At 60.6% G+C, this 11,933-nt stretch carries 14 protein-coding genes; 9 read left to right on the plus strand and 5 right to left on the minus strand.

Annotated features, from left to right (window positions below):
- Nucleotides 1-18 precede the first annotated feature (18 nt).
- The 7 genes from hpf to BMZ36_RS05285 all read left to right on the plus strand — a co-directional run bounded on the left by hpf (nt 19) and on the right by BMZ36_RS05285 (nt 4,460).
- Nucleotides 19-342, plus strand: a complete 324-nt coding sequence (hpf, locus tag BMZ36_RS05255; protein ID WP_091192361.1) for a ribosome hibernation-promoting factor, HPF/YfiA family — start codon at nt 19-21, stop codon at nt 340-342.
- Between the two features lie 152 nt (nt 343-494).
- A complete protein-coding gene (gene ptsN, locus BMZ36_RS05260; RefSeq protein WP_091192364.1) occupies nt 495-968 on the plus strand; it encodes a PTS IIA-like nitrogen regulatory protein PtsN in 474 nt (157 codons plus the stop codon).
- Complete coding sequence (gene hprK, locus BMZ36_RS05265; RefSeq protein WP_091192367.1) at nt 949-1,893, plus strand: HPr(Ser) kinase/phosphatase; 945 nt, start codon at nt 949-951, stop codon at nt 1,891-1,893. The genes ptsN and hprK overlap by 20 nt, the downstream gene beginning before the upstream one ends.
- Nucleotides 1,890-2,780, plus strand: coding sequence for an RNase adapter RapZ (gene rapZ, locus BMZ36_RS05270; protein WP_091192370.1), 891 nt, complete (start codon nt 1,890-1,892; stop codon nt 2,778-2,780). The genes hprK and rapZ overlap by 4 nt, the downstream gene beginning before the upstream one ends.
- Complete coding sequence (locus tag BMZ36_RS05275) at nt 2,764-3,177, plus strand: NusG domain II-containing protein (protein WP_245747784.1); 414 nt, start codon at nt 2,764-2,766, stop codon at nt 3,175-3,177. The genes rapZ and BMZ36_RS05275 overlap by 17 nt, the downstream gene beginning before the upstream one ends.
- Nucleotides 3,158-3,706, plus strand: coding sequence for a Gx transporter family protein (locus BMZ36_RS05280; protein ID WP_091192375.1), 549 nt, complete (start codon nt 3,158-3,160; stop codon nt 3,704-3,706). Before BMZ36_RS05275 ends, BMZ36_RS05280 begins: the two co-directional genes overlap by 20 nt.
- A 133-nt stretch (nt 3,707-3,839) precedes the next feature.
- A complete protein-coding gene (locus BMZ36_RS05285) occupies nt 3,840-4,460 on the plus strand; it encodes a flavin prenyltransferase UbiX (RefSeq protein WP_177187790.1) in 621 nt (206 codons plus the stop codon).
- Nucleotides 4,461-4,502: 42 nt separating this feature from the next.
- Here the strand turns inward: BMZ36_RS05285 and BMZ36_RS05290 are convergent, their stop codons facing one another.
- Together BMZ36_RS05290 and dtd are read right to left on the minus strand one after the other, a co-directional pair.
- Nucleotides 4,503-5,858, minus strand: a complete 1,356-nt coding sequence (locus BMZ36_RS05290) for an MATE family efflux transporter (protein WP_091192380.1) — start codon at nt 5,856-5,858, stop codon at nt 4,503-4,505.
- 156 nt (nt 5,859-6,014) lie between these two features.
- A complete protein-coding gene (gene dtd, locus BMZ36_RS05295; protein ID WP_091192383.1) occupies nt 6,015-6,464 on the minus strand; it encodes a D-aminoacyl-tRNA deacylase in 450 nt (149 codons plus the stop codon).
- Between the two features lie 103 nt (nt 6,465-6,567).
- On the opposite strand from dtd, the gene asd reads away from it, so the two are divergent.
- A complete protein-coding gene (gene asd / locus BMZ36_RS05300; RefSeq protein ID WP_091192385.1) occupies nt 6,568-7,674 on the plus strand; it encodes an aspartate-semialdehyde dehydrogenase in 1,107 nt (368 codons plus the stop codon).
- Between the two features lie 499 nt (nt 7,675-8,173).
- Here asd and BMZ36_RS05305 read toward each other — a convergent pair whose 3' ends face one another.
- Both BMZ36_RS05305 and ald read right to left on the minus strand, forming a co-directional pair.
- Entirely contained in the window at nt 8,174-8,716 is a 543-nt protein-coding gene (locus tag BMZ36_RS05305) for a YaeQ family protein (protein ID WP_091192388.1), read from the minus strand.
- Nucleotides 8,717-8,847: 131 nt separating this feature from the next.
- Nucleotides 8,848-9,969, minus strand: a complete 1,122-nt coding sequence (ald, locus tag BMZ36_RS05310; RefSeq protein ID WP_091192392.1) for an alanine dehydrogenase — start codon at nt 9,967-9,969, stop codon at nt 8,848-8,850.
- Nucleotides 9,970-10,236: 267 nt separating this feature from the next.
- On the opposite strand from ald, the gene BMZ36_RS05315 reads away from it, so the two are divergent.
- On the plus strand, nt 10,237-10,698 hold the full coding sequence (locus BMZ36_RS05315; protein WP_091192667.1) for an Lrp/AsnC ligand binding domain-containing protein: 462 nt from the start codon (nt 10,237-10,239) through the stop codon (nt 10,696-10,698).
- A 669-nt stretch (nt 10,699-11,367) separates the two neighbouring features.
- Here the strand turns inward: BMZ36_RS05315 and BMZ36_RS05320 are convergent.
- Nucleotides 11,368-11,859 (minus strand): hypothetical protein, encoded by a 492-nt coding sequence (locus tag BMZ36_RS05320; RefSeq protein WP_091192397.1) that lies wholly within the window; start codon nt 11,857-11,859, stop codon nt 11,368-11,370.
- Nucleotides 11,860-11,933: the final 74 nt, after the last annotated feature.

Raw genomic sequence — 11,933 nt, forward strand, 5'->3', positions numbered from 1 at the left:
TCAAAAAGGAGACTCACTATGAACCTCAACATCAGCGGCCACCATCTGGATGTTACCCCGGCGATTCGCGATTATGTCATTGCCAAGCTGGAACGGGTTACCCGCCACTTTGACAACGTGATCGATGTGAACGTGATTCTTGCCGTGGACAAGCTGCAACACAAAGTTGAGGCGACCGTGCATGTGCGCGGAAAGGATATTCACGTTGAGTCGATCGATGCTGACATGTATGCGGCCATTGATCTTCTGGCTGACAAACTGGACAGGCAGATCGTCAAACACAAGGAGAAGATACAGGATCGGCGCGGCGAAAGCCCCAAGTATCAGCCGGTCGCTGAATAAATCGAGCTGAATGAAAAAACGGGAACGCGGCGAGTCGTTCCCGTTTTTGTTTGTGTTGCAAGCGTTGCGACAAGGAAATTTGACCCCGCGAATCTTTTGTAACTGCTGGCAACAGCGCCTACAATACCGCGGTTATTGTTCTCAGACATACCATGAGCCTGATCAACAAGATTCTTCCCTCCAGCAATGTTTTTCTGGATCTGGAGGTGGGCAGCAAAAAGCGCGTTTTCGAATACGTCGGCATTCTGTTCGAAAACAGCCATGGCATCGCCCGGAGCGTGATTTTCGACAGCCTTTTTGCGCGCGAAAAACTGGGTTCGACCGGGCTGGGGCAGGGGGTGGCGGTGCCGCATGGCCGGATCAAGGGGCTCAAGCAGGCAACGGGTGCTTTCGTGCGCCTGAAAGAGCCGATTCCCTACGACGCGCCGGACAACAAGCCCGTGTCGTTGCTGTTCGTCATGCTGGCGCCAGCCAATGCCACCGACCTGCATCTGCAGATTCTCTCCGAACTGGCCCAGTTATTTTCCGACAAGCAGATGCGGGAGAAACTGGCCACGGCGACCGATCCGGCCGAAGTGTGGAAATTGATTTCTACGTGGGAACCCTATGCCGCAGATTACCGTTAGACAGCTTTTCATCGACAACGCGGAAAAGCTGCGCCTGACATGGGTCGCCGGGCAGTCTGGCGCCAACAACCTGCTGTCCAACGACGATACCGAGCAGATGCCGCTGTTGTCGCTGGTGGGCCACCTTAATTTTGTCCACCCTAACCGCATCCAGGTACTGGGTGTCGCCGAAACGGCCTATCTCGCCGGTTTGTCTCCGGAATCAATGCAGGAAGGCTTGAGCCGGCTGTTCGCCAATGACATGGCGGCGATGATCGTGGCCAACGGCCAGCCGGTCAAGGATGTGCTCAAGGAGGCTGCGGAACGCTACCACGTTCCGCTTCTGACCTCGCCGGAAGCATCGCCCTTCCTGATGGAAGTGCTGCGCTTCTATCTTTCCAAGTCGCTGGCGGTTTCCACTCACATGCACGGCGTTTTCATGGACGTGCTGGAAATGGGCGTGCTGCTGACCGGTGAATCGTCGATGGGTAAAAGCGAACTGGCGCTGGAACTGATCTCGCGCGGGCATGGCATCGTCGCCGACGACGTGGTCGAAGTCTATCGCACCAACCCGGAAACGCTCGAAGGCCGCTGCCCGCCGCTGTTGCGCGATTTCCTTGAGGTGCGCGGGATCGGCGTGCTCAATATCCGCTCGATCTTCGGCGAAACCGCAGTGCGGCCGAAGAAAACACTCAAGCTGATCATTCATCTGGCGAAGGCCAGCGGCGAAACGCTGGCGCCGATTGATCGACTGCAGATGCAGGCCGCCACGCAGGAAATATTGGGTGTGCCCATTCGAAAACTGGTGATTCCGGTGGCTGCGGGCCGCAACTTGGCGGTGCTGGTCGAAGCCGCCGTGCGTAACCACATCCTGCAATTGCGCGGCATCGATACCACCCGCGAATTTATCGAGCGCCACCAGAAATTCATGGAAATGGGCGAGTGAACGCGGCGACAGTTCCCCAGCAAATCATCCTGATCTCCGGCTTGTCAGGCGCGGGCAAGAGCGTGGCGTTGCGCGCGCTGGAGGACCTGGGGTTCTACTGCCTCGACAACTTGCCGGCCCCCTTGCTTTCCCAAGCGGCGGCCTTGCTCGACCGCGACGGCTACCCGCGCCTGGCGCTGGGGGTTGATGCGCGTAGCGCGCCCAATCTGGCCTCGCTGCCGATCCACATGCAGGAACTGCGCGAACAGGGCCGCGATGTGCGGCTGATATTTCTCGATGCGCAGGACGAAACGCTGATTCGGCGCTATTCCGAAACCCGCCGCAGCCACCCCCTCTCCCAGGGCGAATTGACGGTCAGCGAGAGCATTCGGCAAGAGCGCAGGATGCTCGCCGATATCCGCGAACTCGGGCACGTGATCGACACATCGGATCTTTCTGCGAACCATTTGCGCAACTGGATACGCGATTTCGTATCGATGGATCGCTCCAGACTCACCCTGATTTTTGAATCGTTCGGGTTCAAGCATGGCCTGTCGCTCGATGCCGATTTCGTGTTCGACGCACGTTGCCTGCCCAACCCTTTCTACGACCCGTGCCTGCGTCCGCTGACCGGGCTGGATGCGCCGGTGGTGGATTTCCTGATCCGGCAGCCTCAGGTCGGACCGTATCTGACGCACATTCTGGGCTTTCTGGAGCACTGGCTGCCGGAGTTCGAACGCGACCAGCGCAGCTACATCACGGTGGCGATCGGCTGTACGGGCGGCCAGCATCGCTCGGTCTACCTGGTCGAGGAACTGGGGCGGCATTTCGCCCGTAGCCGGCAGGTGCTGGTGCGCCATCGCGAACTGGCCGTGACTTCGGAGCCGCAGGGTGGCAAGCGGGTCTGATCGGCATCCCGGTACGTTTCGCTTCTGGGCCAGATTGATGCGAGCCGGCGACTGGCTGGTGTTGCTGCTTTCAGCGGCGCTGGTGGGCGCATTGTTCTGGATGACGCTGCACCAGGATTCCGCAGCTCGCGTCCGGGTGTTCCAGGACGGCAAACTCCTGGGCGAGTACGATCTTGGCGTTCCTCGCCGCATAGAAGCCCACGGACCGCTGGGCGTTACCCTGGTCGAAATCGAAGGCGGACGGGTGCGCATTGCCAGAGACCCTAGCCCGCGCCAGTATTGCGTCAAAGCCGGCTGGCTGGATGCCGCCGGGCAAGTGGCGATCTGCCTGCCCAATCGCACCAGCATCGAACTCGTGAGCCGCGAAAAGCGTCCCTATGACAGCATCGCCTACTGAAATCACCGTGGTCGCCAGCAGCGAGGACGTGCGCATCGCCCGGCTTGCGGCGCTGGCGATTGTCGTCGCGGTAGCCGAGGCGGGCATTCCGTCGCCGATCCCGGGCATCAAGCCGGGCTTGGCCAATATCGTGACGCTGATCGCGCTGGAGCGGCTGGGATGGCGCGCTGCGGTCTGGGTCTCGTTGCTGCGTGTGGCGGGCGCGGGATTGGCCTTGGGCGGGTTTTTTTCACCGGCTTTTGCCATGAGCGTGACCGGCGCGCTGGTCAGCCTGCTGGTGCTGGGTCTGGCCCACCGCCTGCCGCGGCGCTGGTTCGGCCCGGTCACGCTGTCGATTCTCGCCGCTTTTGCCCACATCGGCGGGCAGGTGGCGCTGGCGCGGGTCTGGCTGATCCCGCATGGCGGCATCGTTTACCTGTTACCGTTGTTTGGTACGGCTGCGTTGGTGTTCGGGCTGGCCAACGGCCTGATCGCGGCGCGGCTTCTGGCTGAACCGGAAGGTCGCTTTGAAATTGAAAAAACGGATTGACGGAAAACACAGAGAAAAACCAGCCATTGAGCTTGGGGTTGCTTCCGCCTGACGGGTGAGCGGCACAACACGCGAAAGATCCGGTTTCTCGCTTTTCTCTGTGCCTCTGTGTCTCTGTGGTGAGATATTGAGCATGAATAAAACTTTTACTCTGGCCTTTACCGGCGCGTCTGGTCTGCCCTATGGCTTGCGCCTGCTCGAATGCCTGCTCGCAGCCGGTTGCCGCGTGCATCTGGTATGCACGCAGGCGGCGCAGATTGTTGCGCGACAGGAGCTGGGCGAAACCTGGCCGTCCCGTCCTGCAGAAATGGCCACGCTGTTTCGCGAGCGTTTCGGGGTTGATGATGCGGAGCGGTTGCAGGTCTGGGGCTTGCAGGAATGGTTCGCGCCGATGGCATCGGGTTCCAATCCCGGAGACGGCATGGTGGTTTGCCCGTGCACCATGGGCTGCATGGCGGCGATTGCGGCGGGGCTTTCCGAGAACCTGCTGGAGCGCGCGGCCGACGTGATGATCAAGGAAGGCAAGAAGCTGATCCTGGTGCCGCGCGAAACGCCGTTTTCTGCAATCCACCTGGAAAACATGCTCAAGCTGTCGCGCGCCGGTGTGGTGATCCTGCCGCCCAATCCCGGTTTCTATCACCGCCCGCAAAGCGTGGCCGATCTGGTGGATTTCGTCGTCGCACGCATTCTCGATCAACTGGGCGTGCCGCATGCGCTGATGGCGCGCTGGGGCGATTCCTCCGAACCTGTTTAGGTTTGCTGCGAGATTCTCTCGCGACAGACTTTGGGCAGGTTCTTACGCGCGCAACAGCCGATGGCTTTCCCGAACGAATAATCCGTACAGCAGCCCCGCTGCGAGTGCCAGCGCCAACACCAGCGCCTGCCAGAAACCGCTGGCGTCTTGTCCGTAGCCGAAAGCCAGCGCGTAGCCGAGCGGGATTCCCAAGAGCCAGAAGGCGCAGATGTAGACCAGCATCGGCCATTTGGTGATCTTGTAGCCGCGCAGGATGCCGGCCATGATGGTCTGGGTGGCGTCGCCGAGCTGGAAGATGGCGGCGTAGAACAGCAACTGCATCGCCAGGCTGCGCACAGCTTCATCCGAGGTGTAGAGCGCCGTGATGCCTTCGCGCCCCAGCCCGATCAGCAGCGCGGAAAACACCGCGTAGACCAATCCCATGACGATCCCCGTGGTGCCGATCAGGCGGGCCTGCTGCGGGTTGCCCGCGCCCAGCGCATGGCCGACGCGCACGGTCAGGGCATGGCCGAGCGCGGACGGGATCATGAACACGATGCCGGTGAAGTTGAGCGCGATCTGGTGCGCGGCCACCTGCGTGTTGCCCAGACGCGCGATCAGGAGCGCAACCAGGCTGAAGGCGCTGACCTCGACGAGGAACAACATGCCGATCGGCAACCCCAGCCTGAACAACTGCTTTTGCAGGGCGGTTTGCGGTGCCTGCCAGTGCCCGAGCGGCTGGGTTTCCCGGTAGATCGGCGCCCAGCGCACCCAAGCCGCGAGCAGCACCGCGCTGACCCACATGCAGAAAGCCGTTGCGTAACCGCAGCCTACGCCGCCGAGTTCGGGAAAGCCGAACTTGCCGTAGATCAGCACCCAGTTGACCGGAACGTTGAGCGCCAGCCCGAACAGCGCAATGAACATCATCGGCCGCGTGCAGTTGAGACTGGCGCTGTAGCCGGCCAGTACGCGGTGGAATGCCAGCGCCGGCAGGCCCCAGACCACGGCGCGCAGAAAGCGCGTGGCCTTGTCCGCGCCTTCGGCATCGAGCCCCGAAAGGCTGAAAAACGGCGCGATCAGCCACGCGAGCACCATGCCCGCCACCGCGAAAGCCAGCCCCTGCCAGAGCCCCTGTTGCACGATGCCTGGGATGGCGTGATGTTCCTTGGCGCCGACGCGATGCGCTACTAGGGGGTTGATCGCCAGCGTCAGGCCGAGCAGCGTGACCATGAGTGCCACCCAGATCGAGCCCCCGACCGAAATCGCTGCGAGATCGACCGCCGAGTAGTGCCCGGCCATGGTCGAATCGACGAAGGCCGAGCCGATCTGCGCGAGCTGCGTGACCATGATCGGCCAGGCGAGCTGCATCGTGGCGCGGGCATCGGCAAGCCGGGAGGGGTGTGAGGGAGGTTGTTTCATCCAAAATTTCTCACCACAGAGACACAGAGGCACAGAGAAAAGACAAGCCAAGATGCCTTGAGGTTACCTCGCCAGACGGATAGGCAACTCAACATAACAAGGTTCTGATTTCTAGCTCTTCTCTGCGCCTCTGTGTCTCTGTGGTTCAACATAGGTTCAATCGGGCCGGGAGTCGAGCATCAGCGTGACAGGGCCGTCGTTGACCAGATGCACCTGCATGTCGGCACCAAAAACGCCGGTGGGAACCGGTTGGCCGAGCGTGGCTTCGAGCTTTTTGACGAAGGCTTCGAACAGCGGCTGAGAGACATCGCCCTTGGCTGCGCGCCCCCACGAAGGGCGGTTGCCCTTGGCATAATCGGCGTAGAGCGTGAACTGCGATACCGCGAGCACTTCGCCGTCACAATCCTGCACGCTGCGGTTCATCACGCCGTTTTCGTCCGGGAAGATGCGCAGGCGCGCGAGCTTGCCCGCCATCCAGTCGAGGTCTTCCGCAGTGTCGGAATTTTCGATGCCGACCAGCAGCAATAGCCCGTGGCCGATGGCGCCCGTGATTTGGCCTTCGACTTCGACACGGGCTTCACGAACCCGCTGGAGCAATACGCGCATAGGGTAAACCCTTACAAAAACGGCTTTTTTGTCTCGCCAAAGCCCGGATTTTTCAGTATTCTCATTGGTTCCGCAATGCAATGTTTCCCGGAAGGAATGTGTGATGAAGAAGGTTGGCCTAGTCGGTTGGCGTGGTATGGTGGGCTCGGTCCTCATGCAGCGCATGCAGGAAGAAAAGGATTTTGCCCTGATTGATCCGGTGTTTTTCACCACCTCGCAAGCCGGGCAGGCTGCGCCTGATTTCGATAAATCCGCCGGCACGCTGAAAGACGCCAACAGCATTGCCGAACTTTCGGCCATGGACATCATCATTTCCTGCCAGGGTGGCGATTACACCACGGAAATCTTCCCCAAGCTGCGCGCCTCCGGCTGGAACGGCTACTGGATCGATGCCGCCTCCACGCTGCGTATGGAAGACGATGCCGTCATCATTCTCGACCCGGTCAACCGCAACGTGATCGACGCCGCGCTCGCCAAGGGCGTGAAGAACTACATCGGCGGCAACTGCACAAACTCCATCATGCTCATGGGCATGGGCGGGCTGTTCCGCGAAGGCTTGGTCGAGTGGGTCAGCTCCATGACCTACCAGGCCGCATCCGGCGGCGGTGCCAACCACATGCGCGAACTGCTCAAGGGCATGGGCGTGGTGCATGGCGCCGTGGCGGATGAACTCGCCACCCCGTCGTCCGCGATCCTGGAAATCGACCGCAAGGTGGCCAAGGCGATCCGCGAAGACGTGCCGACCGAATTCTTCGGCGCGCCGCTCGCCGGCGGCCTGATCCCGTGGATCGACAAGCAGCTCGACAACGGCCAATCCAAGGAAGAATGGAAGGGCCAGGCCGAAGTGAACAAGATTCTCGGCAACACCGACATCATCCCGGTCGACGGCCTGTGCGTGCGCATCGGCGCGATGCGCTGCCACAGCCTTGCGCTGACCATGAAGCTGAAGAAAGACCTGCCGCTGGCCGAGATCGAAACCCTCATCCAGTCCGGCAACCCGTGGGTGAAGTGGGTGCCGAACGTGCGCGAAATCTCGGTCAAGGAACTGACCCCGGCTGCACTCACCGGCGGCCTGCAGATCGGCGTTGGCCGTGTGCGCAAGCTCAACATGGGGCCGGAATACATCAGCGCCTTTGTCTGCGGCGACCAGTTGCTGTGGGGTGCAGCCGAGCCGCTGCGCCGGATGCTGCGGATTCTGCTCGAAAAATAAGCGCCTATTCCATCAGGCGGCTGCGCCTTCGCATCTGGCAGTCGGGCGGTGCTCGGAATCCTCATGTACTCGCATGTACATTCAGGTTCCTGCGCTCCGTCCTCCTGCCACCTGCTTTGGCTCGCTCGCCTGCTGAAACAGGCTTTTACCTGCGCCATACGCAATAAAAAACCCGGTTGCGAAGCCGGGTTTTTTGTTTCAGAGGCTTGGTGGTTATGCCGAAACGGACAATGAACGTCGGATTTATGCGCCTGTCGGCGCGTTGTTTTTGAATACCGTTTCCGCACGGCGGGCGGGAAGGAGACTTTGTTTCGCCAAAGTCCCCTTCACCCCAAAGGCGACCCCGCCTTGCGGCCCTCCGGGCTTCCCGCAGTCGGTCGCGAGCCTGGGTCTCGCTCCACTCCTTTGGCGCTGGCCAAGGGGGTATCGCTGGCCTTGGCCAATAGTGCGGTAGCGCAAGGCGAATGCCGGGCTGGTTGCCGCTTCGCCCCGCTCTGGGTTACTTGTCCTTCCATATTTCCACGCCCACCTGCACGTTCTCGCTCTGGTCGGCGAGCCAGACCTGGCCGTCCTGGATCGTGCATTGCAACTGCATGCTGCGCTGGGCGAGCGCGGCGATTGCCTGTACGTCGGCGGGCGGCAGGTTGCAGACGCGCAGATTGTCGAAGCGCTGTGCCTTGCCCTTGATTTGCTCCCACCAGATTTCCGCCGAGCGGCCGCTGTAGCAATAGACGATTACCTGTGCCGACTTGGCGCAGATCTGGCGCAGGCGTTTTTCGTCGGGCTGGCCGAGTTCGATCCAGAGCTCAATCGCGCCGGTCAGGTCTTTTTGCCAGAGGTCCGGCTCGTCGGTATCGCACAGGCCCTTGGTGAAAGCGAGGGATTCACTGGCGTTGAGCGCGAAGGCCAGGATTCGCGCCATCATGCGCTCGTCGTTTTCCGACGGGTGGCGGGCGATGGTCAGGGAGTGGCTGCCGTAGTAGTGGCGGTCCATGTCGGCGATCTGCAGATCGGCCTTGCAAATGGTGGCTTTGAGCGCCATGGCGGTCTTTCGGGGAAAGGCAAAGACCGGAATGATGAAGGGTTTGGGATGGTTGCGCCATCCCGGCGTTTCACCCTCTCCCCGGCCCTCCCCCTTCAAGGGGGAGGGAGAAGGGCAGGGAGGTCTGATGTTTACAGCGCGTTCAGGGCATCGACGGCGGGGACGTATTCGTAGCCCAGATCGCGGGCGACGGCTTCGTAGGTGACCTTGCCGCAGCAGACGTTCAGGCCGTTCTTCAGGTGGCCGTCTTCGAGCAGGGCGCGTTTCACGCCTTTTTCGGCAATTGCCAGCGCAAAGGCGAGCGTGGCGTTGGTCAGTGCGACGGTCGAAGTGCGCGCGACGCCGCCCGGCATGTTGGCGACGCAGTAGTGTGTAACGCCGTCGACCACGTAGGTCGGTTCCTGGTGCGTGGTGGCGTGCGAGGTTTCAAAGCAACCACCCTGGTCGATGGCGACGTCGACCAGCACCGAGCCCGGCTTCATCAGCTTGAGCATGTCGCGCGTAACCAGCTTGGGCGCGGCGGCGCCGGGGATCAGCACCGCGCCGATCACGGCATCGGCCACTTTCAGTTGCGCTTCAATCGCATCGCGCGTCGAGTACAGCGTCTTGATGCGGCCGTCAAAATCGTTGTCGATTTCCTTCAGGCGCGGCAGGGATTTGTCGAGGATCGTCACGTCCGCGCCCAGCCCCATCGCCATGCGTGCGGCGTTGATGCCGACCACGCCGCCGCCGAGCACGGTGACATGCCCCGGCGCCACGCCCGGCACGCCGCCCAGCAACACGCCGGAGCCGCCCTGCGATTTTTCCAGCGCGCGCGCCGCAGCTTGCAGCGCCATGCGCCCGGCGACTTCCGACATCGGAGCCAAGAGCGGCAGGCCGCCGCGGATGTCGGTCACGGTTTCGTAGGCGATGCAGATCGCGCCGGATTCGACGAGGCCCTTGGTCTGCTCGGGATCGGGAGCGAGGTGCAGGTAGGTGTAGAGAATCTGGCCGGGGCGCAACTGCATGTATTCGACCGGTTGCGGTTCCTTGACCTTGATGATCATCTCTGAGCGGGCAAAAATTTCCGCTGCGGTATCGACCATGCGTGCGCCGGCGGACTGGTATTGGTCGTCGGTGAAGCCGATGGCCGTGCCGGCCTGTTTTTCAACCATGACCTGATGGCCGTGGGCAACGAGTTCGCGCACACCAGCCGGGGTCAGGCCGACCCGGTATTCGTGGTTCTTGATTTCCTTGGGTACTCCGATCAGCATTTTCTTCTCCGTTTGTATTCCAATCCCAGATAGAAACGATACTTTGTCATCGGCGCTTGCCGTGCTATCTGCACTGTCTGCGCGCCTCTTCCGCGTCTCGTTTCCATCTGGAACTGGAAGTAGATGGCGATCCGCCGGGCGTTTGATTGTGTATTTTTAGCGGATAATTCAGTATATGGATGCCAATGCAGATGAAGTACCTAATGTTTCAATTTTCTACGGTGAATTTCACTGCAAAGTGCGCCAAAAATGGATCGGAGCAGTGAAATGCACGAACTCGATAAGATCGACCGCAAAATCCTAGCCATCCTGCAGCGCGAGGCGCGGATTCCCATTACCGAACTCGCCGCGCGTGTCGGGCTATCGCCCACCCCGGTCAGTGAGCGGGTCAAGCGGCTGGAGCAGGAACGTGTGATCACCGGCTACCACGCCCACCTCAATCAGCAACTGCTGGGTTTGCGCATTCTGGTGTTCGTCGAACTGCGCTTGTCCAAGAAATCGGCGGAGATATTCGACGCGGTCAAGCGCGAACTGGCGCTGGTGCCGGAAGTGCTGGAATGCCATCTCGTGGCCGGCGAGTTCGATTACCTGATCAAGGCACGCATCCCGGACATGCAGAACTACCGTGGCCTGCTCGGCCGCATCCTGCTCAAGTTGCCGATGGCGATCGAATCGCGCAGTTATGTGGTGATGGAAGAGGTCAAGGAAAGCCACATCGTGGAAGTGTAGCCTTCGGGCGGCTGCACCTTCGCATCTTGCGGTCGGGCGGTGCGCGGAATCCTCGTGGGCTTCATGCCCATCCCGGTTCCTGTGCTCCGGCCTCCCGCAACCTGCTTTGGCTCGCTCGCCCGAAGGGGCGTGTGGCATCGGCACGACCACGAAGAAAGCCCAATGATGGGGCGGGCGGCTGCGCCTTCGCATCTTGCGGTCGGGCGGTGCGCGGAATCCTCATGGGCTTCATGCCCATCCCGGTTCCTGTGCTCCGGCCTCCCGCAACCTGCTTTGGCTCGCTCGCCCGTTGCAATCGATGGGAATGCCCACGGAGAGAGCCCAATCGTAGGGAGGGTTAGCCGCAGGCGTAACCCACCGGATCAAGATCGCCGAAGGCGAAACAAAGAGCCAACAAGTTCAAAGGAGCGGGGTTGTTCTTTCAAGCACCTGCCTGCGCGGGTCGATGACCCGCCCTACAAGGCTCCGGCCTCCCGCAACCTGCTTTGGCTCGCTCGCCCGTTGCAATCGATGGGAATTCCCACGGAGAGAGCCCAATCGTAGGGAGGGTTAGCCGCAGGCGTAACCCACCGGATCAAGATTGCCGAAGGCGAAACAAAGAACCAACAAGTTCAACAGGGGCGGGTTCGGTTTTCTCAAACTCCGGCTCGCGCGGGTCGATGACCCGCCCTACAAGGCTGCCCAGTGAGATTGCAGTAAGGTTAGCAAGTCGTCGGATAATTTAGTGTTGATTGTTTGCCGGGACAGGGGAAGTTTGTTGTAGTCATCAATGGCGTTGCCTATTAGGTAATAAGCTTCTTCCTTTAAGTTGGCCTCAAAGAACCGGTCGTCTGATGGTTTTGTTTTTTCGCCGCGTCCTGCATGCTTCAGCGAGTTGTACGTCAAGCGGTAAAAAGCGATTGACTTGCCGATTTCTTTTTGTTGCTCATTCAGGGGGAGATTGGTTAGAGGGACGCCTTTGAGGTTTGCAGCCATTCCGGCCAATTGAGTTTGAGATGGCTTTCCCCCTAGCTCTTCTAGCCAAGGAGCAACAATGCCGATCACTGCGCCGGCCAGTAAAATGCTTTTGGCGAAATCAATATTTGTTTCTCCAGCCCGGTAAGTTTTTGCGGCATCAACAAGTAACTCACCCGCCAGTAGAATTTTGTCATGAGTTTCCATGTCGTCTCCGATTTTGCCTAGCGGGTATCTCCACCACCGGTGGCGTATTCAAATAAAACATCACTGTCGTGAAC

The sequence above is a fragment of the Formivibrio citricus genome, assembly GCF_900115065.1.
GTDB lineage: Bacteria > Pseudomonadota > Gammaproteobacteria > Burkholderiales > Chitinibacteraceae > Formivibrio > Formivibrio citricus.

Coding starts and splice junctions, on each gene's coding strand:
- BMZ36_RS05305 (WP_091192388.1), bottom strand. CDS start 8,716: ATGGCGCTCAAAGCCACCATTTGCAAGGCCGATCTGCAGATCGCCGAC.
- BMZ36_RS05320 (WP_091192397.1), bottom strand. CDS start 11,859: ATGGAAACTCATGACAAAATTCTACTGGCGGGTGAGTTACTTGTTGAT.
- BMZ36_RS05285 (WP_177187790.1), top strand. CDS start 3,840: ATGAATAAAACTTTTACTCTGGCCTTTACCGGCGCGTCTGGTCTGCCC.
- dtd (WP_091192383.1), bottom strand. CDS start 6,464: ATGCGCGTATTGCTCCAGCGGGTTCGTGAAGCCCGTGTCGAAGTCGAA.
- hpf (WP_091192361.1), top strand. CDS start 19: ATGAACCTCAACATCAGCGGCCACCATCTGGATGTTACCCCGGCGATT.
- ptsN (WP_091192364.1), top strand. CDS start 495: ATGAGCCTGATCAACAAGATTCTTCCCTCCAGCAATGTTTTTCTGGAT.
- hprK (WP_091192367.1), top strand. CDS start 949: ATGCCGCAGATTACCGTTAGACAGCTTTTCATCGACAACGCGGAAAAG.
- ald (WP_091192392.1), bottom strand. CDS start 9,969: ATGCTGATCGGAGTACCCAAGGAAATCAAGAACCACGAATACCGGGTC.
- BMZ36_RS05280 (WP_091192375.1), top strand. CDS start 3,158: ATGACAGCATCGCCTACTGAAATCACCGTGGTCGCCAGCAGCGAGGAC.
- asd (WP_091192385.1), top strand. CDS start 6,568: ATGAAGAAGGTTGGCCTAGTCGGTTGGCGTGGTATGGTGGGCTCGGTC.
- BMZ36_RS05290 (WP_091192380.1), bottom strand. CDS start 5,858: ATGAAACAACCTCCCTCACACCCCTCCCGGCTTGCCGATGCCCGCGCC.
- BMZ36_RS05315 (WP_091192667.1), top strand. CDS start 10,237: ATGCACGAACTCGATAAGATCGACCGCAAAATCCTAGCCATCCTGCAG.